The sequence below is a fragment of the Oribacterium sp. Sow4_G1_1 genome, assembly GCF_052116105.1.
Classification (GTDB): Bacteria; Bacillota; Clostridia; order Lachnospirales; family Lachnospiraceae; genus Oribacterium.
Window position 1 is genome coordinate 14,814 of sequence record NZ_JBQKLS010000017.1, and the last position, 21,167, is coordinate 35,980.

A 21,167-nucleotide genomic window follows, 5' to 3' on the forward strand; every position below is an offset into this window, starting at 1 on the left:
TTTTAGCTACGGCCTCAAATATGCGACACGAGGATATGTGATTTTTTGAGGGTCTTTCATAAAGTGAAGGAATAACAAGAAGAATCAAATGTCCGGCGATGTAAATGCTTGACTTTTACACGTTGCAGTGCTGACATACGAGCCAAGACAAAGAGGTCTGCGTCCGAAAGGATTCAGACCTCTTTGTCTTTTTACTTTACGGGAGGCACATGTCGGTAACGAAGACAGGGAGCGGAGGCGAGAAGATATGAAGAAAATAATCGGGTTGATCCCGCTGTATGATGACGAGAAGGAAAGCTACTGGATGCTTCCGGGCTACATGAAAGCCCTCGAGGCCTGCGGCGCACTTCCGATCATGCTTCCGCTGACAATCGATCGGGCAGAGATGGATGCCTGCTTTTCTCTCTGTGATGGCATCCTGATGACGGGCGGCCATGACGTGGACCCCGGCGTCTACCACGAGGAAGCGAAAGCGAGCTGTGGCGTCCGTTGCAGTCGCCGCGATCAGATGGAGAGCTACCTCTTCGATCGCTGCTACCGGGAGGACAAGCCGGTGCTCGGTATCTGTCGCGGTATCCAGCTGATGAATGCCCTCCTCGGCGGTACGCTCTATCAGGACCTGCCGACGGAGCATCCGTCCAGCGTGGAGCACCACATGAGCCCGCCGTATGATCGACCGATTCACACGGTCGACGTGAAGAAGGGCACCCTGCTCGCCGACATCGTCGGCCCGGGCCCCTATGCGGTGAACAGCTATCACCATCAGGCAGTGAAGCAGCTCGCCCCGAAGGCCGTCGCGATGGCGTACTCGGAGGACGGACTGGTGGAGGCCCTGGGCGTGCCGGATCGACGCTTCATCGTCGGCGTGCAGTGGCACCCGGAATTCGCCTACATGACGGATCCGAAATCGCGAAAGCTCGTACAGGCCTTCGTCGATGCGTGTCGGAAGCCTTAACAAACATGTTTCTAATCGGCGAACGCCGTTAGGATAAATCTCGTGAAGCGAGGCTTCACAGCAGAAAGATGAGAGGAGAAAATTATGAAAAAGAGTGCACTTGTAATGGCAGTAACGATGGCAGTCCTGGGTCTCACCGCGTGCGGAGGCTCCGATACCGCAGCGACGACCGCAGCCGCAACCACAGCAGCTGCTGACACCACGGCAGCCGCAGATACGACCGCAGCCGCAGCAGAGACCACGGCAGCCGCTTCAGACAGCGATAAGATATGGCAGATCGTAACCGATACCGCATTTAAGCCATTTGAGTACACCGATGACAGCGGAAAGCTTGTCGGTATCGATGTGGATATCGTCGCAGCCATCGCCGAGGATCAGGGCTTCAAGTATGAGATCAAGTCCATCGGCTGGGATGCTTCCATCGCCGCATGTCAGGCAGGTCAGGCAGATGGTATGATCGCCGGTGCGTCCATCACCGATGAGCGTAAGTCTTCTGGATGGATTTTCTCGGATGGATATTATGATGCAAACCAGAGCATGGCCGTTGCGGAGAACTCCGACATCACCGGCTTCGATGGCTTAAAGGGGAAGAGCGTCGCTGTCAAGACCGCATCCATGAGTGCAGATTACGCAGAGAGTCTCAAGGATCAGTATGGCTTCGAGATCACCTACTTCGAGGATTCACCGACCATGTACCAGGCTGTCGTCGGCGGTCAGGTTGCAGCCTGCTTCGATGATACGCCGATCATGGCGTCCAACATCAAGGATACCGGCCTCGGCATGAAGATCGTCGATGGTACCGGCAACGATCCTGCAGAGTATGGCTTCGCGATCTTCGATTCCAGCAAGCAGGAGCTCGTCGATATGTTTAACGCAGGTCTCAAGGACATCAAGGCAAATGGCAAGTACGATGAGATCATCGCGACATATCTCGGCTGATTCGGGCATGTCGTCTGATCGATGATGCGATGGGATCCGAGCAGGATCCCGCCGGATGATGCGATCACTTGACTTCATAGAGCAGAATACAGAATATCGTCGCAGTACATCAGCCTGACCCCTACAGACTGGTGCGCTGCGGCGTATTTCCATGAAGATGGAAATGGAACGGTTGGTGACATCCGAAGATCTACATCGGTTTGAACGGTGCGGATAAGCGGATGCAGATTATAGAAGGGTGAGACACTATGGCAAAAATTATTTCGGCCTACGGAAGACTGCTGGTGCTGGCGATGGGCCGCACGCTCCTGCTGGCATTTCTGGGACTGCTGTTCGCATGTATACTCGGTATGATCTTCGGACTTATGAGCGTCGTGAAGAATAAGGTATGCAATATCATCGCGCAGATCTTCGTCTTCATCATCCGAGGCGTACCGATGATCGTCCTCGCGTTTTTCGTGTACTTCGGTGTACCGTATCTGCTGAATAATATACTGAAGATCGGTCAGGGCTTCACGATGTCGGCACTGCAGGCTGGTACCATCTGTCTCGCACTGAACTGTGGTGCGTACATGGCGGAGATCATCCGTGCCGGTATCCAGTCGGTCGACGTCGGGCAGATGGAGGCTGGACGGTCCCTCGGTCTTCCATACTGGACCACGATGCGGAAGATCATCATGCCGCAGGCGATCCGTACGATGATCCCGAGCATCATCAACCAGTTCATCATCACCGTGAAGGATACCTCCATCCTGTCGGTCATCGGCTTTCCGGAGCTCGTCAATACCGCGAAGAACGTACAGGCGAAGACCTTCATGTCTTTCCAGACATGGGCCATCGTCGGCGTCATGTACCTCGTCGTCATCACGATCCTGTCCTATATCGCGAAGATCGTGGAGGGGAGAATGAATCGCGGCGTAAAGCGCTGAGACAGTGGAAGTGAAGACATGAACGAGTACGGGCTTTGCCGGCGGTAGATCGGCAGTGCGTCTCGTTGCGGAACAGCGTGTGCGGGCAGAGATGCCGCAGTGCGATGTTCGAAGAAGGGAGGAAAAACCGTGATTTCAAGCGATAAAAATGTTAAAATAAAGGTAGAAAACCTTCGGAAGTGCTTCGGTGATCTCGAGGTCTTACGGGACATCTCGACCGAGATCCACGAGGGCGAGGTCGTCGTCATCCTCGGCCCGTCCGGCTCCGGTAAGTCGACCTTTCTTCGCTGTCTGAACAGGCTCGAGGAGGTGACGGCCGGAAAGATCCATGTGGATGGGGTCGACATCACCGATAAAAAGGTGGATATGAATAAGGTCCGCGAGAACATCGGTATGGTGTTCCAGCATTTCAATCTCTTCAATAATATGGATGTCCTGCATAATCTGATGCTGGCGCCGGTGGAACTGAAGAAGTGCAGTAAGGCAGAGGCCAGGGAGCGCGCGATGGAGATGCTTCAGCGCGTGGATCTCGCCGAGAAGGCCGAGGCATATCCGTCCCAGCTCTCGGGTGGACAGAAGCAGCGTGTCGCGATCGCGCGTGCGCTCTGCATGAAGCCGGACATCATGCTCTTCGATGAGCCGACCTCGGCCCTCGACCCGGAAATGGTCGGCGAGGTACTGGCCGTCATGAAGCAGCTGGCGGCGGACGGCATGACGATGGTCATCGTCACCCATGAGATCGGCTTCGCCCGTGAGGTCGCAGACCGCGTCATCTTCATGGACGGTGGCTACGTCGTCGAGGAGGGCACACCGCAGGAGGTGATCGTACATCCGAAGGAGGCAAGAACGATCAGCTTCATCCAGAAGGTGCTGTAGACGGGAGTGAAAGGGGTCAGACCACCTTGTGAAATCCTTAAGGTGGTCGTCGGCGGTACGCGGGGGTCGGACCCCGGTGGCTCCTGGCAGCAGGATGCGGCGGGCGCAGGAGAGCTGCGTTACTAAAATTTAAGAGCGGAGGGACAGCATGGAAAAATATGTGATCACGATCTCGAGACAGTTTGGTTCATTCGGCAGCCTGGTGGCACGTGCGCTTTCGAAGCAGCTCGGCATCGAGTTCATGGACCGTGACATCGTGGAGGAAACCGCGAAGCGTATGAACACCTCCGTGAAGGAAATCAGCCGGAAGGAAGAGGACATCCGTTCGAAATTCTCCTATCATCTGTATCCGTTCGGTGTCGGCACGACCGAAATGGAGGATGAAATCTTCCTCGTGCAGGAGAACATCATCCAGGACTTCGCGAAGAAAGATTCGTGCATCATCGTGGGCCGCTGCGGTGCGTACTACCTTAGAAACGAGCCACGGCTGCTGCGTGTGTACGTGTATGCGCCGTATGAGGTCCGCGTGAAGAACTGCATCGACTACTTCGGCATGAACGAGAAGGAAGCGGTGAAGGCGGTACATGACGCGGATAAGGCGCGGGAGAGCTACCACCGGAAGTACATCCCGAATTTCCCTGGAAACACGGAGTACAGTGACCTCTGCATCAACAGCGCCTGCTACAGCATCGAGGAGGCCGCAGAGCTGATCCAGCACGCCGCGAAGCTGAAGTTCGGGGATATCTGAAGTGAAACATGAAAGCGAATAAGCAAAACAGCCGGGTGATTTCTTCACCCGGCTGTTCTGCTATTCGTATGTAATTTATTTACGGCTGGTCAGCTTGTTAAGAAGCATGACGACCAGTACGATGACACCCATGACGAGGATGATGCCGAGCATGCCGGAAGCCATCATCGGAAGGGTCTGTGTCCATGAAGAAAGATGTAACATATAAGGACTCCTTTCTGTATTTACGCAGCTCCGAAAACCTGAAAAGAAGGAATGGAGCTGCTCGTTGTTCGTGAGTCATCGTCACGAAACGAAATTCTCTTTACGCCATCAGGGTCAGAATCAGTCCACCCGCGAGGACGGATGCGATCTGGCCGGAAACATTGACACTGATCGAGTACATCAGAAGGAAGTTCTGATTGTCCTCCTCGAGGCCGAGCTTGTTCACGACACGGCCGCTCATCGGGAAGGCGCTGATGCCGGCGGCACCGATCATCGGGTTCAGCTTCTTGCCTTCCGGAAGGAAGAGATTCAGGAGCTTCGCGAAGAGCACGCCACCGGCGGTATCGAAGACGAAGGCCACGAGGCCGAGGGCGAGAATCAGCAGGGTGTCCGGACGAACGAACTGGTCGGCGGTCATCTGGCCTGCGACGGTGAGACCGAGCACGATGGTGATGAGGTTTGCGAGCACACTCTGCGCTGTTTCGCTGAGGGAATTCAGTACACCACACTCACGAAGCAGGTTACCGAACATGAGGAAGCCGACGAGGGCGACACTGGTCGGTGCGACGATGCCGGCGATGATGGTTACGACGATCGGGAAGAGGATCTTCGTCAGCTGGCTGACGCTGCCCTGCTGATATGGCATACGGATCTGACGTTCCTTCTTCGTGGTGAGTGCCTTGATGACCGGCGGCTGCACGATCGGTACGAGGGCCATGTAGCTGTAGGCCGCGACCATGATGGCACCGAGATACTTCGACTTCAGGACGTTTGCGACGTAGATCGCGGTCGGGCCATCCGCCGCACCGATGATGGCGATGGATGCTGCATCCTTCAGATCGAAGAAGAAGCCGGCAGCGAAAAGTGTGAAGAAAATACCGAACTGAGCTGCGGCACCGAAGAGCATGAGCCACGGCTTCTCAAGCAGTGGTCCGAAGTCGATCATCGCACCGATGCCGATGAAGAGGAGCAGCGGGAAGAGCTCGTTCGACATACCTGCGTCGAAGAGTGCCGTGATCGGGCCGACGGTGTCGCCCTGTGTGATCGCGCCGGACAGCGGCAGGTTTACGAGGATCGCACCGAAGCCCATCGGGAGCAGCAGGCTCGGCTCCATCTTCTTCACGATGGCGAGATAAATCAGCAGGCCGCCGATGGCCCACATGACCACCATCTGCCAGTGCAGGTTGCCTGCATTGGCAAACAGTGCAGCGAATGTGTTCAAAAAGTTCATGTTCTACCTCCTGAAAAACATCGTGGCAGAAAAAAAGAGACCCTGCCACAGACCTAAACTGTGACAAAAGTCTCAAGCGAACACATGACATCGGGCGTTTCCGCCGTGCTGACGCTGCCATGCAGCAGTCGCGCCCCAAACCGATCCGAGATGACTGCCCTTTACTCCCCTTTGCTGGAATCAAATATATCAGTGAGTTCAATTTCTGTAAAGCAGAAATTAGAAAAGCAACGCCCTGTTATGACTCCGATATCGAAATTGAATTGTGCACGCATGGAATTATCAGTATCTGCGTGCTATAATTCAGAAATGCTTGATGATGTATCAGGCATAAAATGAAGATGATAAAGTGATTTTAAGCAAGGGCGCTTCAGGTTTTTCCTGGAGCGCCTTTTTGTGATGCTGGATGGAGGAGAGCGTTATGCGTACAGCGGCGAAACTGATGGTGGAGTGTCTGGTGACGGAGGGTGTGAAGTACATCTTCGGTATCCCGGGGGAGGAAAATCTGGAGCTTGTGCAGGCGATCGCGGACGAGCCGCGGCTCCATTTCGTCGTGGTGCGGCATGAGCAGGGCGCAGCGTTCATGGCGGATGTGTACGGGCGACTCACTGGGAAGGCGGGCGTGTGCCTCGCGACGCTGGGACCGGGCGCGACGAATCTCGTGACGGGCGTGGCGGATGCGAATCTCGATGGTGCGCCGCTCGTGGCGATCACCGGTCAGGTCAGCTCGGATCAGATGCATCTCACGAGTCATCAGAATCTCGACCTTGCGAAGATCTTCGAGCCGATCACGAAGCGTACGAAGCTGGTCATGCGTCCGGATACGGTCAATGAAATCGTCCGTCTCGCCTTCAAGTACGCGGAGGGTGGTGCCGGTCGCATGGGGGCCGCCCACATTGACCTCCCGGTGGATATCGCGAAGATGCAGGTGAGTGGGCTCGAGATGCCGCTGATGAAGGATGCGGTCTGCCAGCAGGAGGCCGAGGAGTCGCAGATCCAGATGGCGGCGGAGTCGATCCGTACGGCGCGGAAGCCACTGATTTTCGTCGGCAACAATGCAGTTCACTATGCGTCGTCCCAGGTGATCACGAAGTTTGCGGAGAAGCTGCACATTCCGGTGGTGAACACGATGATGGCGAAGGGCATCGTCTCGGCGGACAACCGCTACTCCATGATGACCATCGGTATCCCGCAGCGGGACTATGTAAATCGGCTGTTCGAGGAGGCGGATCTCGTCATCTGTATCGGCTATGATCTGATGGAGCTGAAGCCGTCGAAGTGGAACGCGGAGCGGAATCATCGGATCGTGCATATCTCGAACTGGCAGGCGGATATCAGTAAGTACTACCAGTGCGAGGTCCAGGTGAATGGTGAGATCGATTCCTCGCTCGCGCGTCTCGGGAAGCTGCTGGAGGCGAAGGAGGAGCCGACCTGGGCCTTCGCTATCAAGGAGCGCTTCGAGGAGTCCATCGAGGAGGCGGTGCAGTCAGATGCCTTCCCGATGAAGCCGCAGCGCATCGTGGCGGATATCCGAAAGGCACTTTCCGATCCGGAGGACATCCTGATCTCGGATGTCGGTGCGCATAAGATGTGGATCGGTCGTCTGTATGGCTGCTACAAGCCGGAGACCTGTATCATCTCGAACGGCTTCGCAAGCATGGGCATCGGCGTGCCGGGTGCCGTCGCGGCGAAGCTGGTTTATCCGGAGCGTCGTGTGCTGGTGGCGACGGGCGATGGTGGCTTCATGATGAACTCGCAGGAGCTGGAGACCGCGGTACGGCTCGGTGTGAACTTCGTCGTCGTGATCTTCCATGACAGCGAGTACGGTCTCATCAAGTGGAAGGAAGAGGAGCAGTATGGTCGTGCGGCCTTCGTTGATTTCACGAATCCGGATTTCGTGGCGCTCGCGGAGGCGATGCACTGTAAGGGTGTGCGTGTGAACTCTGCAGCGGAGCTCAGCGAAGCGATTCGGAAGGGCTTCGAGGAGAAGGTACCGGTGATCATCGACACGCCGGTGGATTACTCCGCGAATGAAGAGCTCAGCGCAGAGCTGAAGAGCCTGTAAGTTACAGAAAAGACAGGAGTCTGGAGGGCAGGCACCGAATACACAGTGTATTCGATGGCTGCCCTCCGGGTCCCTACCTTTTACATCATAGCGTATAGTACTTCTGGTGCTTCGCTTCATCCTCGATGAGCACATAGAAGAGGCGTCCGTAGCTGCTGTGCTCGACGATGCGTCCATGGCCGAGGACCTCTACGAGCGAGCCGTTGTGGCGGACGAGAGAGAACCAGTGGGAGACCGGATCCACGAGCGCCTTCTCAGAGCGATAGAACTCGACGTAGGTCGGATCCCATGGGGAAGCGGACTTCAGCAGACGATATTGATACCCGAAAAAGTCGAGGGAGCGCATGGAATCGGAGAAGATATCCGGCACGCGGATGATGACGATGGCGAAGCCCCAGAAGATCCTGCGACCATGCTTCTCGAGGAAGATCGGGTTCCGCGCCACGATGCCCTGGCTGCCGTCCTTTAGATCATACGGTCCCTGAAGGCTCGTAACGTCGTTTTTCTTCGCATAGCGGGCATACTCGCCCTGGGCTTCCTCGTCCAGCTGATCGATCCGGGAGAGGTCGCTGCTCGCCTCCGGATAGATGTAGCTGACGAAGCCCGCGGGTGCGAGCTGTATGCTCTCGATGGAGGGATTCGTGAGATTTTTCGCGACCTGGTAGAATTTGTCGCAGCTTCCATCCTCACTGATGACGATCTGCTCGAGACTGTCGGTGATGGCCATGCCGGACTTGAGGTCCGCCATGATGCGATCCGTATAGGTCATGCAGCTGACGTCGGTGCAGTGACGCTGCTCCTCGAGGTCGCTCTGCTGGATATGTGATACCAGCATCCCGAGAAAGAAGGCACCGAGGATCAGCTCGAACAGCGGCAGCAGATAGAGGAACATGCCGCTGGCGTGAGGCCGTCTGTTTGATTGTGAAATGGAAGCGTCGTCTGTGTCCATGGTTCTGTTCCATGCGAAAAAGTTAAGATGAAAAAATTATAAACCGGTTCGGCTAATATTATAAATAAAATGTGAAAATTGTATCAGTATTTGTGCAGAATCGATGATGTGCAGGCGTGGCTCGGATTCCGGCTGCTGTCCGCCGATCCACGAGCGAACAGTAACACAAGAGGGTAAATGATGCAGTGGTGTGTCTGAAAACACGTGGACATGGAGGGGATGGTCGCGCTAGAATATGTGCAGCAGAAGAAAGAAGGCATCATGGTATGAAAAAACAGAGGGGTAGAAATCGGATGAAGCGGATGGGTGCAGTGCTCCTGTCCGTTTTTTGTGTGCTCGCAGCGGTGCTGGTCCTGCAGACGTCGGGACAGCCGGAGAGTGGAGAGCATGTGGCGCAGGCGGCGACATCGCCGGCTTCGGAGGAAGCCGCCACGCAGGCGGGCAATGCAGGCGGCGGGCAGGATAGTGGCCGTGCCGGGGCAGCGCAGGCGACCGGGAACACAGGGATCGCGCAGGCGGGGACGCTGACGGTGACCTGGCTTGATGTCGGGCAGGGCGACGCGGCGGTGATTCAGTGCGGCGGTCAGTCGATGCTGATCGATGGCGGCAAGCCGGAGAAATCTTCCTATATATATGCGTGGCTGCAGCAGCATGGCCTCAGCTACCTCGATGTGATCGTGGCGACGCATGTAGATGCTGACCACATCGGCGGGCTCTCGGGTGCGCTGAACTATGCGTCGGTCGGGACAGCTTACTGCCCGGAGACGACAGGCACGACGGAGACATTCCAGAGCTTCGTGAAGTATCTGGCGCAGCGGGGTAAGCAGATCACGGTGCCGACGGCGGACGAGACCTTCGCACTCGGCGGTGCGCAGATTCAGATCCTCGGGCCGCTACACCGTGCGGAGGACAGCAATGATAACTCGATCGTTCTGAAAGTGAGCTTCGGTGCGACCTCCTTCCTCTTTACGGGCGATGCGGAGCGCGCGGAGGAGCAGGATCTTCTGAATAGCGGTGTGAACCTTCAGAGTACCGTGCTGAAGGTCGGCCATCACGGCTCGGATACCTCGACCTCCTATCCGTTCCTGCGGGCAGTCGCTCCGCAGTATGCCGTGATTTCCGTCGGTGCCGGCAACAGCTACGGTCATCCTACGGAGGCGGTGCTGTCGCGGCTGCGGGATGCAGGTGTCACGACCTTCCGCACCGATATGCAGGGTGAAATCACTGCCGTCAGTGACGGCCAGACGATCAACTTCAGCACTGCGAAGAACGCCGTGGCCATCGCGTCGGCCAATGCAGGCGGCGGGAACGCAGATGGCGCAGCGGGTGCGGGCACGACGGCGGGGAGCTATGTGCTGAACACGAACAGCCACAAGTTCCACCTACCGAGCTGCTCGAGTGTGGAAACGATCAGCCCGAAAAATCGGAAAGATGTGAACGAGTCACGGGAGCAGATCATCAGCGAGGGCTATGCGCCGTGCAAACGGTGTAATCCGTGAGCACGCTTATGCGCCTGCCGCATCAATAATAGAGATATAAATCATTTTACGCATGAATGGGCGTGCGCTATAATCGGCTTAATATTCTGAAGGAGATGAAGCTATGAATAAGGATCTGAAGATCGTGGTGGTATATGGCGGGATTTCGACGGAGCGGGAGATCTCGCTTCGGAGTGGACAGGCGGTGTTTGAGGCGCTGAAGAAGTATGGCTTCACGGATGTGACGCTGTTTGATCTGCACCATGACAACATCGGCGAGCTCCTCGCGATGAAACCGGAGATCGCGTACCTCGCGCTGCATGGCAAGGGCGGCGAGGACGGCTGCATCCAGGGTGTGCTGGAGCTTGCGGGGATTCCGTATACCGGTCCGGGTGTCGGCGCGAGTGCGGTCGGCATGGATAAGATCTATACGAAGAATATGCTGAAGGCGGCGGGACTTCCGACGTCGGAGTATATCGCGGTGCATAAGAGCGAGATGACGGTGGACGAGATCGCGGCGCGGATCGTCGAGAAGATCGGACTGCCGGCGGTGCTGAAGGCACCATGCCAGGGCTCCAGCATCGGCGTCGAGATCGTGAAGGAGGCGTCGGCGCTGCCGCAGGCCATCGAGGACATCTTCTCGTATGAGGACCAGCTGCTCGCGGAGAAGTTCGTGGCGGGCACGGAGATCACGGTGCCGATCATCGGCAACGAGGAGCTTCAAGTGCTGCCGGAGATCGAGATAACTTCAGAACGTGAGTTCTACGACTATAAGGCGAAGTATACGCAGGGGCTCTGCCACCACATCATTCCGGCGCGGATCCGTGAGGCGGATCGCACGGCGGCCATCGAGATCGCGAAGAAGGTCTACCGTAAGCTGAACCTCTGCGGCGTATCCCGCATCGACTTCATCGTCGGCGCGAGCGGCCCGATCGTCCTCGAGGTCAACACCCTCCCGGGCATGACCGCGATGAGCCTCGTCCCGGACGCGGCCCGCGTCGCCGGCATCAGCTTTCCGGAGCTCGTCGCGAAGATCATCGACTTCGGCCTCCACGCGAAGCGCGGCTGAGGGATTTCGTAAGGGGGGTCTGACCCCATAACAAATAAAGAAGCAAAAGAGAAACGTCCCTGGCATATTTTGGTGCCGGGGACGTTTGAAGTTGTATCTTAAGAATTTCGTAAGGGGGTCTGACCCCATAAACTTCAGTTTATTTTTAGTTTAGAAAAATTTAATGGGGTCAGACCCCATTAAATAGAGGCTTATCCGGATATCAAGGTAGAGTGCGAGTACGGTGCATGGAACGGCTGGACTGAGAAGATTTCGACGAGCCTCGTGGCGGGTGCATCCGCAGATGTCATGCAGACGAACTGGAACTGGCTGTATCAGTTCTCTTCGGATGGAAGCAAGTATGCGGATTTAAATGATTACGCCGATATCTTTAATGATTTTGCAGATTATGATAAGGCTACGCTTGATACCTGCGTCGTCGCCGGAAAGCAGCAGGCGATTCCGATCTCGACCACAGGTAAGGTTTTCTACTGGAACAAGACGACCTTTGATAAGGCTGGTATCGCGATTCCGACGACCTTCGATGAGCTTATGGCTGCAAGAGAGACCTTTAAGGAGAAGCTGGGCGACGACTACTATCCGCTCGCACTGTTCGAGTATGAGCGCTACCTGCTGATGGTATACTATCTGGAGTCCAAGTATGAGAAGCCATGGGCGGTCGATAATCAGTGCAACTATACGGTTGAGGAGATTACAGAGGGTCTCGAGTGGATCAATTCTCTGGAAGAGCATCATGTGCTGCCGTCCATCGAGTACCTGAAGGGTCAGGGCGTCGATACCATCGAAAAGAATCCAGACTGGGCATGTGGTAAGTATGCAGGATTCTTCGAGTGGGATTCTGCACAGCAGAAGTTTGCAGATGGCCTTCAGGATGGTCAGGAATTCGTTCTGGGCGATTACATCACCGGATTCGGAAAGAAGGTTGCCGGTATGTATAAGATTTCGCAGGCATGGACGATTGCAGAATCCTCTCAGCATAAGAAGGAAGCAGCTCTTCTGATCAACTTCCTTGTGTCCGATCCGGAAGCGGTTAAGATTCTGGGCGTTGAGCGAGGCGTGGTCGTAAACAAGACGGCTGAAAAGATTCTCGAGGAAGATGGACAGTTAAAGGGTCTGACCTATGAGGGTAACAAGCTGGCGATGGCCAATGCCAACTATCCGTTGGATCCGAACTTTGAGAACTCTTCTCTGAAGGATACAACGGGTCCTACTACACGACCATGGAGTCTCTGAGCTACGGAGACGATCCGGCAGAGCTTGCACAGAATCTGCTTGATGATATCAACAGCGTATACGCAGAGAATGCGTACTAAGTTCATATGAGAAGGTGAGAAGATGAAAGGGACAGACTGGAAGGATAAAGAATTCACGATGAAGGAACTCTGCGCTGAAATGCCGGAGATTGCGGCATATGAGACGCAGGAGAATGCGAAAGAAGGTTATCAGGATATTCAGAAGATTTTCGCGCAGGCATATGAAAAATTGTGTGCACCCCATTCGGGAATTTCTCAGGAAGAGCTGTCCTTTTATCTTCTTGCCCTGGCCAGAACAGCAGCTGAGATCGATGAAGAGGTGTTCGATCATAAGATGAATCTGGTTATGCAGTACAGAAAGGTTCTGAAAAAGAACCTTTCTGTCTTTGAGAGCTGGGATCCGGATTCCGTGAAACGCGTAAAAGAGAGCATAAGAATCGCCTGCGAAAACAGGATGCTGCTTCGCGAAAAGTATGAAGACTATATCGGGGAGATGTGAGATGAAGTTTAAGATTATATGGAAATCTTCAAGAGCGGTATGTATCGAGCTCGTAGAGGAAGGCATCGTCTACACGGATAGCTATACGGTTTTCATCGATGGGGAGCCAATGCTGACATCTGATCGCGTGGTGCAGTCCATCTATGGGCTGAAGCCGGACACGGAGTATCGGCTGACACTGTCCAGAGGAGATCAGACATCGGAGGAGACGACATTTCAGACGGAACCGGAGTTTGTCACGTTAAACGTTCGCGATTTCGGTGCGAGGGGTGACGATGTACATAATGATACATTGGCCATACAGGCAGCGATCCTGAGCTGCCCTCCGCACAGCCGTGTGTATGTTCCGGAGGGCATCTATAAAGTCAGCAGCCTCTTCATGAAGAGCGGTATCATCTTCGAGCTTGGAAAAGGAGCCGTGCTGTCGGCTTATACGGATCGTTCTTACTTCCCGATTCTTCCGGGACTGATTCAGAGCTATGACGAAGCGTCGGAATACAACCTGGCGAGCTGGGAAGGAAATCCGCTCGATTCCTTCGCATCCATCATCACGGGTATCGGTGTTTCGGATGTGACGATCTGTGGAGAAGGCAGTATCGAAGGCAATGCGACCTATGAAAACTGGTGGGAAGGTGAAGGCCGTAAGAAAACAGGCGGAGCGTTCCGTCCGAGGTCGATTTTCCTGAACAGATGTAAGGACGTGACCATCCAGGGAATCAGCATAAAGAACAGTCCGGCGTGGACGGTTCATCCGTACTTCTCTGAAAATATTCGAATTCTGGATATCGCACTCAACAATCCGAAGGTATCTCCAAATACCGATGGTATCGATCCTGAATCTGTGAAAAATCTGGAAATTGTCGGCGTACACTTCTCACTGGGAGATGACTGTATCGCCATCAAGTCTGGAAAGCGCTACATGGGACATACCTATGTGACACCGTCGGAGAACATCGAGATCAGACAGTGCCATATGAAGTATGGACATGGACATATGGATTTCAAGGAAATATTTGAAACGCTGGATGAAATCTCCTATACAGGCGCAGTGGCGGTCGAAGCACTGTCAAAGCCGGATGCACGGACAGCCGGAAGTGAGAGCGTTCGCTTTCTGGAGAAATATGTGCATTGAAACAGGAGGGCAGAGAGCTGCGCAGCGCGTGAAATATGCGTAAACGGCAAGCAACTTGCGTACGATGGACAGTGAGGCGTCCCTTCCATTCTTAGATGAATGGAAGGGATGCCTCATTATTTTTTTATAAACAGGATTGGAAGTCCTCCATTTCTGCTATGATATAGGAAGCACAAACAAAAGGAGGCTATCATCATGGAATTATATAAGGCACTGAATATTCGAAAGTCCATCCGCTCTTATACGGGTGAAGGTATCACCGACGCGCAGCTCGAGCGCATTCTCACCGCGGCCTACGAGGCGCCGATCGGCATGAAACGCTACGACAGCATCCATCTCACCGTGATTACGAATCCGGAGCTTCTTCATGAGATCGATGCCAATGCAGCTGCCGCGAGTGGAGACCCGTCCCGCCACCCGCTCTATGGCGCACCGATGATGATCCTCGTGTCCTCGAGCCAGACCAGTAACGTGGCAAGCGCCAATGTAGGCATTGCCATCCAGAATATGTCCCTCGCTGCCGTCGAGGAGGGCGTCGGTCACTGCGACATCTATGGTGCCATCCGTGCGCTCGTGAAGAACGAGGAACTCGTGGCGAAGCTGCATATCCCGGAGGGCTTCGTGCCGACCGGCTCCATCATCCTCGGACAGACTGACGAGGTGTATGCAGAACGCGAGATTCCGGAGAGCCATAAGTACAGCATGAATGTGCTGAAATGATTTCGATGTTCTGTATGGAGGATGAAATAAGATGACTGAAATGATGAAGCGAAGCCACGCGCTTCGCGATGATACGACGACACACTACAATTGCGCGCAGGCGGTGTTCATCCCGTTTGCCGAGAAGAAGGGCATAAGTGCAGCGCAGGCCACCGCCATCACCGCCAACTTCGGAAGCGGCATGCGTGCAGGCCTCACCTGCGGTGCCATCACCGGCGGACTCATGGCCCTCGGCCTCTATGGCGCCGGCGACGCAGAAGCATCCGCAGAATTCATGCGCCGCATGAAGGCCCTCCACGGTGACCTTTCTAACTGTCGCGATCTTCTCCGCGAGGAGGTACACAGCCCGGCGGAGAAAAAGCCACACTGCGACGGCATGGTGTACGAAGCCGTGGAAATCGTCGAGGAAATGCTGATGGCGAGAGGACTGCTGTAAAACGCTTGGGGCGGCCCCATGCATTTGACTATTCCTATCCGTCCGGAAAAGTAGTATCATCAACGAAGTTTTAAAATTTCGGGGGTGTGCCGGTGGAAACAAATCCAAACAAGATCGATATGCTGCATGGCGGGCTTTTCTGGAAGCTCGTACTGTTCGCACTGCCGCTGGCAGCGAGCAGTATCCTGCAGCATTTTTTTAATTCGGCGGATGTGGCAGTGGTCGGCCGTTTCGCGGGTGGCGATGCCCTCGCGGCGGTCGGTGCCAATGTTGCAAACGTGGGTGTCTTCGTGAACTTCCTGGTCGGTGCGTCGATCGGTCCGAATGTCGTCGTGGCGACGCTGATCGGTAGCGGGCGCATGGACGAGGTGTCGGATGCCATCCACACGGTCATCGCGATGGCCATTACGGGCGGTCTCCTGCTGATGACCATCGGCCTCGTCATCGCACGCCCGCTCATCGAAGCCATCGGCACGCCGGTGGAGGTTCTCGACATGGCGGTGCTGTACTTCCGCATCTACATGCTCGGGCTCCCGTTCATCACACTCTACAATTTCGGCGCGGCGATCCTCCGCTCGATCGGAGATACGAAGCGCCCGCTGATGTACATGATCTTCGCCGGTATCCTGAACGTCATCCTGAATCTTCTGTTTGTCGTCGTCTTCAGGATGAGCGTGGCGGGTGTCGCGCTCGCGACCACCCTCGCGAACTTCACCTCGGCGGCGCTGGTGTTCCGCACGCTGCTCCATGAAGAAGGGCCACTTCGGCTCCGGATCGACTGCATTCGCCTGCACCCGAGGTACATGAAGCGCGTACTGCAGGTCGGCCTCCCGGCGGGCGTGCAGGAGTCGGTGTTCTCCGTCTCGAACATCTTCGTTCAGGCCGGCGTCAACAGCTTCGGCGCGCAGGCCATCGCAGGTGCGGCCGCGGGCCTCAATTTCGAGTACTTCACCTATGACATCTGCGCCGCGTTCGCGCAGGCCGCGGTAACCTTTTACAGTCAGAACCTCGGTGCGGGCGAGCATGGCCGCTGCCGTCGCGTTTTCCGCCTCACGATGCTCCAGTCCATCCTGTTCACGCAGCTGCTGGCGCTGCCGTTCACGATCTGGGCGCGCGAATTCGCGGGACTCTACACGACGGATCCGGTCGCCATCGACTACGCTGTGAGTCGCATGTACCACGTCATGGCGGTTGAGGGGCTCTGCACCCTCTTCGACACCCCGTCCGGCGTTCTCCGCAGCATGGGCTACGCGATCAGCCCGTCCGTCATCACGATCCTCGGCACCGTCGTCTTCCGCATCATCTGGCTTCTGACCGCCTTCCGCGTCGTGCCGACCTACGAGGTGCTGATGAGCGTTTACCCGGTTTCCTGGGTGCTCACCGGCGGCACGCTGATCGCCATGTACTACCGGGCGCTCCGAAAGCAGCGCCGCCTGGCGTAACGCAGCCGGGAGTTAATGGGGTCTGACCCCATTAAATTTTTCTAAACTAAATCTAAACTGAAGTTTATGGGGTCAGACCCCATAAAGAGACGCAGGAAAGGAATGTAAATGAATCAGGAACGTTTCGAGAAGCAGCGGGAGTTCATCCTGGAGATCGATAAGGAGAAGGAAATCTACCGGCAGACGCATCTGACAAATCACGGGCGTCGCGAGGGGGATGCGGAGCATGCGTGGCACATGGCCATCATGGCGTACCTGCTTCGCGAGTACAGCAACACCGAGGTCGACATCGCGCATGTCATGATGATGTGCCTGATCCATGATATCGTGGAGATCGACGCGGGCGACACCTACGCATACGACGAGGAGGGGCTGAAGACGCAGAGGGAGCGTGAGGAGAAGGCGGCGGACCGTATCTTCGCACTGCTGCCGGCGGATCAGCGCGATGAGCTCCGGGCACTCTTCGAGGAGTTCGAGGCCTACGAGACGCCGGAGGCGAAGTACGCGCATGCGATGGACAACCTCCAGCCGCTCCTGCTCAATGCCTCGAACGAGGGCGACGACTGGAAGACGCACGGTGTGTCGTTCAACACTGTGTGGGGCCGGCAGCAGAAGACCGCCCGCGGCTCCGAGGCACTCGCAGCGTTTTCAAGAGCTGTCATGGAGGATTTCGCTGACCGCGGGATCCTGAAGGATGATCGCGACGAAAAGCACGAGCGCTAAACAGCTTCTGAGTTTATGGGGTCTGACCCCATTATATTTTTCTAAACAGATTCTAAACTCAAGTTTATGGGGTCAGACCCCGGGGAAGCGAGGAGAGGAGACAGCATGGGAGAACGGACATTTCGTGTGGCGCGTCCGGAGGATGCGGAGGCGCTGCTGGCGATTTATGCGCCGTATGTCGAGGAGACGGCGATCACCTTCGAGTACGAGGTGCCGAGCGTCGAGGCGTTCCGTGCGCGGATCGCGCACACGCTGGCGACCTATCCGTACATCGTCGCGGTAGAGGAGCAGGAGGCCAATGCAGGCACCGGGCATGTCGATGGCGCTTCGGTTTCGTGTATAGACCGCGCAGAGGCCAATGCAGACACTGCGCACGTCGATGGCGCTTCGGTTTCGTCTGCGCCGGCTTCCGGTGCTGGTGCCGGTGATGTTACCGGGACACACAGGACTTCCGAGCGCATCATTGGCTATGCCTATGTCGGACGTCTGCATGAGCGCGCGGCCTACGACTGGAGCGTGGAGACCTCGATCTACGTCGACCGGCGTGCACGGAAGCACGGGCTCGGGCGGCAGCTGTACGAGCGGCTGGAGGCGATTCTCCGCGCGATGAACATCATCAGCGTGAATGCCTGCATCGCGTACCCGGGGACGATGAACACAGTAGCAGCTGCCGATCGGTTGCAGGATGCACATATAGGCATCGGCGACCCGAACACGGCTGACCGGACACGAAAAGACCTCCGGGAGGGCTCTGCAGACAGCGGCGTCGACATTGGCGAAGATCCGTACCTGAACACGAACAGTCCGGACTTCCATGCGCACCTCGGCTATCAGCTCGTCGGGCACTTCCATGCCTGCGCCTATAAGTTCGACCGCTGGTACGACATGATCTGGATGGAAAAGTGGATCGCGCCGCACCCGGCGAAACCGGAGGCGATGATTTCCTTCCCGGAGCTGCCGGAGGAAGTGGTGGAACGCTGTTTGCGGTAAACGAAGCGCTTAACTCTGCTGGAATTTCGTTTCGAGCGAAATGAATTGCGATACATTTCGCTAAGAACAGTAACATTTCGTTTCAAACGAAATCAGTCTAGAGACATTTCGGTTCAACCGAAATATTCCGTTGTTGTATGTCTCTTCGGACGGTATACTTAGAAAGTAAAAAGGTAAAAAGGAAAGAGGCTTAGATGATTCAGACAGAATTCCGCGCGCGGCTTCGTGACCGCCGGGGCCTGGCGGCGGTGCACTATATCCTGATGGTGCTGATCGCGCTGGTGCTTCTGATGTTTGTGGTGGAGGGCTATATGCGGCATCTGCAGGATATCGCGATGACCTACGACTGCGAGGAAGTCGATGAGGCAGTGGCCTGCGCGAAGACGCAGTACTTGATGGACGGGGCACCGGGGGCCGTAGTGTACTACTATGATGCCGAGACGAAGCAGGTGTATACACGGGATCACTTCCCGGCGAAGGATCGTGTAGACCTGAAGGGCTATGGGCGTTCACTGGCGTTTCAGAACCGGCAGGCGCAGACGGGGGCCAGCGGCGTGCCGAACCGGGGCGACGAGCGCTACCGGAAGGCGATCGGCCGCCTCGATGACGGTACGACGACCACGAGCAACGATGTCACGCACAACCGTAGCTTCTTCGACAACATCCGTCAGAACGTGACGGGCCTCGGTGATCCGGATGGCGCGCAGTTCCTCGCCATCAGCTTCTCGCAGGACGGGCAGCTCGCGATGGTACGCTGGCGCGGCCCGGTGCTCTACTACTATGACTATACGATGATGTCCGCGGAAGAGAAGGCGGCCCTCACCGGCGAGGAGCGCGAGCACATCGCCGAGGACGCCCCGGAAGGTGAAACGCTCTTCTGGAACTCGCAGTACTGAGCGGGATGTGAAACAACCAGGGTCCCGGAGGGCCGGTTACAGAAGCCATACGAAGAGGTCGTGAAGAATCAAAATTCTGCCCCTTAGAAGTACTTAGTGTTATCTCTCCATGGAACCCTCTGCAATCGCTGAGTTTTCATAAAGAAAACTCAGCGATTGCAGAGGGCTTAGTACTTCTTAGGGGCAGAATTTTAGAGTCTTCCGAGCACGTAGTACTGTGCCTCTGTAACCGGCCCTCCGGGACCCCGGTTGTTTCTGCCCCTTATGCAAGGTAGGCGCGGCCGTGCGCCCGGTAGCAGTATGCGGAGATGAAGATGGTGACGGCTTCGGCGCATGGCATGGTAAGCCAGATGCCGTTCACGCCGATGAGCTTCGGGAGGAGCAGGATGAAGAGCACCACGAGGATCAGCGAGCGGAGGGTCGAGATGAGGGCGGAGAGGAAGCCGTTTCCGAGGGCGGTGAAGTAGCCGGAGAGGAAGACGTTCCATCCGATGAAGAGGAAGACCGGGCTGAAAAGCCGGAGCCCCTCCCAGGTGAGGTCAAACACGTGACCGGGTCCGGCGAAGAGGTGGATGAGCGGCTGCCCGAGGCCGAGCGAGATCGCCATGACGGCCACGGAGGTGAGGGCGATGGTCCGGAAGCTGTAGCGCAGCGTCTCCCGGATCTTCGCGGGATTTCCGGCGCCGACATTAAAGCTCACGATCGGTGCGGCCGCCACGGCGATGCCCATGTAAAACGCGATGAAGAAGTAGTACAGATACATGATGATCGTGACCGCCGCGACCCCGTCCTCACCATAATGCCGGAGGATGATGATATTAAACAGAAAGGTCGTGATGCCGGTCGACATCTCGGTGAGCATCTCACTGCTGCCGTTCGTGCAGGATTTCACAAGCACGTCGGCGTGCATCCGGGTGCGGCAGAAGCGGATATGGCTGAAGCGGAGGAAGTAGATGAGGCCGATCAGCGCGCTGACGGTGATCGACAGGGTGGTGCCCCAGGCCGCGCCGTACGTACCCAGACGGAACACGCCGACGAGGATGTAATCGAAGATGACGTTCAGCACGAGGCCGGTCATCGACATCCAGAGCCCGACCTTCGGACTGCCGTCGGTCCGCACGAGGTACTCGAAAAACAGCTTGAAGGACATCGGGATGCTGCCGAGGAAGATGACCTTCGCGTACGGCAGGACATGCGCGAGCAGACGCTCACTGCTGCCGAGGAAGCGGCAGACCGGCTTCAGGAAGACGAGACCGAAAATCGTAAAGAAAGTCGCGAGGACGAGCAGGACCAGGGTGATGAAGGTGAAAATCTGATTCGCCTCGTGGTCCTTTTTCTGTCCCATTTTTTCGCCAATGATGGCGCCCGCACCGGTGGCGAGCATCACAGAGGTTCCGAAGATGACGCAGGTCACCGGAATCACGATATTGATGCCCGCGAGTGCGTCGGAGCCTGCGTATTTCGAGACGAAGTAGCCGTCGATCGTTGTGTAGAAGGACAGAAAGATCATGGTCAGCACCGACGGGATCAGATACTTCAGGAATTGCGGGTAGGTCATCTTATTTTCAAAACAGTTCATCATTCTTCTGCTTATCGTGTTCTTCGTGGGCTCTCCGCGGCGTCTGTCTGGACC

The 21,167-nt window shown here is 56.1% G+C and carries 21 protein-coding genes; 17 read left to right on the plus strand and 4 right to left on the minus strand.

What is annotated here, in order from left to right:
- The first annotated feature begins 247 nt into the window (after window positions 1-247).
- The 5 genes from ACTQ52_RS10135 to ACTQ52_RS10155 all read left to right on the plus strand — a co-directional run bounded on the left by ACTQ52_RS10135 (window position 248) and on the right by ACTQ52_RS10155 (window position 4,447).
- Complete coding sequence (locus ACTQ52_RS10135; protein ID WP_441227257.1) at window positions 248-955, plus strand: gamma-glutamyl-gamma-aminobutyrate hydrolase family protein; 708 nt, start codon at window positions 248-250, stop codon at window positions 953-955.
- 84 nt (window positions 956-1,039) lie between these two features.
- On the plus strand, window positions 1,040-1,894 hold the full coding sequence (locus tag ACTQ52_RS10140) for a transporter substrate-binding domain-containing protein (RefSeq protein WP_410043786.1): 855 nt from the start codon (window positions 1,040-1,042) through the stop codon (window positions 1,892-1,894).
- Window positions 1,895-2,142: 248 nt separating this feature from the next.
- Window positions 2,143-2,823: an amino acid ABC transporter permease gene (locus tag ACTQ52_RS10145; RefSeq protein ID WP_410043787.1), complete on the plus strand. Its 681-nt coding sequence runs from the start codon at window positions 2,143-2,145 to the stop codon at window positions 2,821-2,823.
- A gap of 132 nt (window positions 2,824-2,955) precedes the next feature.
- The gene (locus tag ACTQ52_RS10150) at window positions 2,956-3,699 is read left to right on the plus strand and encodes an amino acid ABC transporter ATP-binding protein (RefSeq protein ID WP_410043820.1); all 744 of its coding nucleotides are present in this window, start codon (window positions 2,956-2,958) and stop codon (window positions 3,697-3,699) included.
- A 148-nt stretch (window positions 3,700-3,847) separates the two neighbouring features.
- Window positions 3,848-4,447, plus strand: coding sequence for an AAA family ATPase (locus tag ACTQ52_RS10155; protein ID WP_441227256.1), 600 nt, complete (start codon window positions 3,848-3,850; stop codon window positions 4,445-4,447).
- 75 nt (window positions 4,448-4,522) lie between these two features.
- On the opposite strand, the gene ACTQ52_RS10160 is transcribed toward ACTQ52_RS10155, so the two are convergent.
- Both ACTQ52_RS10160 and ACTQ52_RS10165 read right to left on the minus strand, forming a co-directional pair.
- Window positions 4,523-4,651 carry a hypothetical protein gene (locus ACTQ52_RS10160; RefSeq protein WP_410043789.1) on the minus strand — a complete coding sequence of 43 codons (129 nt, stop codon included), beginning with the start codon at window positions 4,649-4,651 and terminating at the stop codon, window positions 4,523-4,525.
- 100 nt (window positions 4,652-4,751) lie between these two features.
- Window positions 4,752-5,882 (minus strand): sodium ion-translocating decarboxylase subunit beta, encoded by a 1,131-nt coding sequence (locus ACTQ52_RS10165; RefSeq protein WP_410043790.1) that lies wholly within the window; start codon window positions 5,880-5,882, stop codon window positions 4,752-4,754.
- Window positions 5,883-6,303: 421 nt separating this feature from the next.
- Here ACTQ52_RS10165 and ACTQ52_RS10170 point away from each other — a divergent pair, with 421 nt between their 5' ends.
- Window positions 6,304-7,947: an acetolactate synthase large subunit gene (locus ACTQ52_RS10170; RefSeq protein WP_441227255.1), complete on the plus strand. Its 1,644-nt coding sequence runs from the start codon at window positions 6,304-6,306 to the stop codon at window positions 7,945-7,947.
- 85 nt (window positions 7,948-8,032) lie between these two features.
- On the opposite strand, the gene ACTQ52_RS10175 is transcribed toward ACTQ52_RS10170, so the two are convergent.
- Window positions 8,033-8,896 (minus strand): hypothetical protein, encoded by an 864-nt coding sequence (locus tag ACTQ52_RS10175; protein ID WP_441982549.1) that lies wholly within the window; start codon window positions 8,894-8,896, stop codon window positions 8,033-8,035.
- Between the two features lie 266 nt (window positions 8,897-9,162).
- On the opposite strand from ACTQ52_RS10175, the gene ACTQ52_RS10180 reads away from it, so the two are divergent.
- The 11 genes from ACTQ52_RS10180 to ACTQ52_RS10230 all read left to right on the plus strand — a co-directional run bounded on the left by ACTQ52_RS10180 (window position 9,163) and on the right by ACTQ52_RS10230 (window position 19,534).
- Window positions 9,163-10,395, plus strand: a complete 1,233-nt coding sequence (locus ACTQ52_RS10180) for a ComEC/Rec2 family competence protein (RefSeq protein ID WP_441982550.1) — start codon at window positions 9,163-9,165, stop codon at window positions 10,393-10,395.
- Window positions 10,396-10,498: 103 nt separating this feature from the next.
- The gene (locus ACTQ52_RS10185; RefSeq protein WP_441982551.1) at window positions 10,499-11,443 is read left to right on the plus strand and encodes a D-alanine--D-alanine ligase; all 945 of its coding nucleotides are present in this window, start codon (window positions 10,499-10,501) and stop codon (window positions 11,441-11,443) included.
- A 201-nt stretch (window positions 11,444-11,644) separates the two neighbouring features.
- On the plus strand, window positions 11,645-12,676 hold the full coding sequence (locus ACTQ52_RS10190; RefSeq protein ID WP_441982570.1) for an ABC transporter substrate-binding protein: 1,032 nt from the start codon (window positions 11,645-11,647) through the stop codon (window positions 12,674-12,676).
- 102 nt (window positions 12,677-12,778) lie between these two features.
- Window positions 12,779-13,195 (plus strand): hypothetical protein, encoded by a 417-nt coding sequence (locus tag ACTQ52_RS10195; RefSeq protein ID WP_441982552.1) that lies wholly within the window; start codon window positions 12,779-12,781, stop codon window positions 13,193-13,195.
- A gap of 1 nt (window position 13,196) precedes the next feature.
- Window positions 13,197-14,327, plus strand: a complete 1,131-nt coding sequence (locus tag ACTQ52_RS10200) for a glycosyl hydrolase family 28 protein (RefSeq protein ID WP_441982553.1) — start codon at window positions 13,197-13,199, stop codon at window positions 14,325-14,327.
- Between the two features lie 195 nt (window positions 14,328-14,522).
- Complete coding sequence (locus ACTQ52_RS10205; protein WP_441982554.1) at window positions 14,523-15,047, plus strand: nitroreductase family protein; 525 nt, start codon at window positions 14,523-14,525, stop codon at window positions 15,045-15,047.
- A gap of 31 nt (window positions 15,048-15,078) precedes the next feature.
- Window positions 15,079-15,483, plus strand: coding sequence for a C-GCAxxG-C-C family protein (locus tag ACTQ52_RS10210; RefSeq protein WP_441982555.1), 405 nt, complete (start codon window positions 15,079-15,081; stop codon window positions 15,481-15,483).
- A gap of 92 nt (window positions 15,484-15,575) precedes the next feature.
- Entirely contained in the window at window positions 15,576-16,925 is a 1,350-nt protein-coding gene (locus ACTQ52_RS10215) for an MATE family efflux transporter (protein ID WP_441982556.1), read from the plus strand.
- 108 nt (window positions 16,926-17,033) lie between these two features.
- The gene (locus ACTQ52_RS10220) at window positions 17,034-17,648 is read left to right on the plus strand and encodes an HD domain-containing protein (protein WP_410043799.1); all 615 of its coding nucleotides are present in this window, start codon (window positions 17,034-17,036) and stop codon (window positions 17,646-17,648) included.
- A 105-nt stretch (window positions 17,649-17,753) separates the two neighbouring features.
- Window positions 17,754-18,638: a GNAT family N-acetyltransferase gene (locus ACTQ52_RS10225; RefSeq protein WP_441982557.1), complete on the plus strand. Its 885-nt coding sequence runs from the start codon at window positions 17,754-17,756 to the stop codon at window positions 18,636-18,638.
- Window positions 18,639-18,832: 194 nt separating this feature from the next.
- Window positions 18,833-19,534 (plus strand): hypothetical protein, encoded by a 702-nt coding sequence (locus ACTQ52_RS10230; RefSeq protein ID WP_410043801.1) that lies wholly within the window; start codon window positions 18,833-18,835, stop codon window positions 19,532-19,534.
- A gap of 262 nt (window positions 19,535-19,796) precedes the next feature.
- Here ACTQ52_RS10230 and ACTQ52_RS10235 read toward each other — a convergent pair whose 3' ends face one another.
- Window positions 19,797-21,113: an MATE family efflux transporter gene (locus ACTQ52_RS10235; RefSeq protein ID WP_441982558.1), complete on the minus strand. Its 1,317-nt coding sequence runs from the start codon at window positions 21,111-21,113 to the stop codon at window positions 19,797-19,799.
- Between the last annotated feature and the right edge of the window lie 54 nt (window positions 21,114-21,167).

Excerpts from the sequence above, each read along its gene's own strand:
- ACTQ52_RS10135 (WP_441227257.1), top strand. The coding sequence starts at position 248 with ATGAAGAAAATAATCGGGTTGATCCCGCTGTATGATGACGAGAAGGAA.
- ACTQ52_RS10140 (WP_410043786.1), top strand. The coding sequence starts at position 1,040 with ATGAAAAAGAGTGCACTTGTAATGGCAGTAACGATGGCAGTCCTGGGT.
- ACTQ52_RS10145 (WP_410043787.1), top strand. The coding sequence starts at position 2,143 with ATGGCAAAAATTATTTCGGCCTACGGAAGACTGCTGGTGCTGGCGATG.
- ACTQ52_RS10155 (WP_441227256.1), top strand. The coding sequence starts at position 3,848 with ATGGAAAAATATGTGATCACGATCTCGAGACAGTTTGGTTCATTCGGC.
- ACTQ52_RS10160 (WP_410043789.1), bottom strand. The coding sequence starts at position 4,651 with ATGTTACATCTTTCTTCATGGACACAGACCCTTCCGATGATGGCTTCC.
- ACTQ52_RS10165 (WP_410043790.1), bottom strand. The coding sequence starts at position 5,882 with ATGAACTTTTTGAACACATTCGCTGCACTGTTTGCCAATGCAGGCAAC.
- ACTQ52_RS10170 (WP_441227255.1), top strand. The coding sequence starts at position 6,304 with ATGCGTACAGCGGCGAAACTGATGGTGGAGTGTCTGGTGACGGAGGGT.
- ACTQ52_RS10175 (WP_441982549.1), bottom strand. The coding sequence starts at position 8,896 with ATGGACACAGACGACGCTTCCATTTCACAATCAAACAGACGGCCTCAC.
- ACTQ52_RS10180 (WP_441982550.1), top strand. The coding sequence starts at position 9,163 with ATGAAAAAACAGAGGGGTAGAAATCGGATGAAGCGGATGGGTGCAGTG.
- ACTQ52_RS10185 (WP_441982551.1), top strand. The coding sequence starts at position 10,499 with ATGAATAAGGATCTGAAGATCGTGGTGGTATATGGCGGGATTTCGACG.
- ACTQ52_RS10195 (WP_441982552.1), top strand. The coding sequence starts at position 12,779 with ATGAAAGGGACAGACTGGAAGGATAAAGAATTCACGATGAAGGAACTC.
- ACTQ52_RS10200 (WP_441982553.1), top strand. The coding sequence starts at position 13,197 with ATGAAGTTTAAGATTATATGGAAATCTTCAAGAGCGGTATGTATCGAG.
- ACTQ52_RS10205 (WP_441982554.1), top strand. The coding sequence starts at position 14,523 with ATGGAATTATATAAGGCACTGAATATTCGAAAGTCCATCCGCTCTTAT.
- ACTQ52_RS10210 (WP_441982555.1), top strand. The coding sequence starts at position 15,079 with ATGACTGAAATGATGAAGCGAAGCCACGCGCTTCGCGATGATACGACG.
- ACTQ52_RS10220 (WP_410043799.1), top strand. The coding sequence starts at position 17,034 with ATGAATCAGGAACGTTTCGAGAAGCAGCGGGAGTTCATCCTGGAGATC.
- ACTQ52_RS10225 (WP_441982557.1), top strand. The coding sequence starts at position 17,754 with ATGGGAGAACGGACATTTCGTGTGGCGCGTCCGGAGGATGCGGAGGCG.
- ACTQ52_RS10230 (WP_410043801.1), top strand. The coding sequence starts at position 18,833 with ATGATTCAGACAGAATTCCGCGCGCGGCTTCGTGACCGCCGGGGCCTG.
- ACTQ52_RS10235 (WP_441982558.1), bottom strand. The coding sequence starts at position 21,113 with ATGAACTGTTTTGAAAATAAGATGACCTACCCGCAATTCCTGAAGTAT.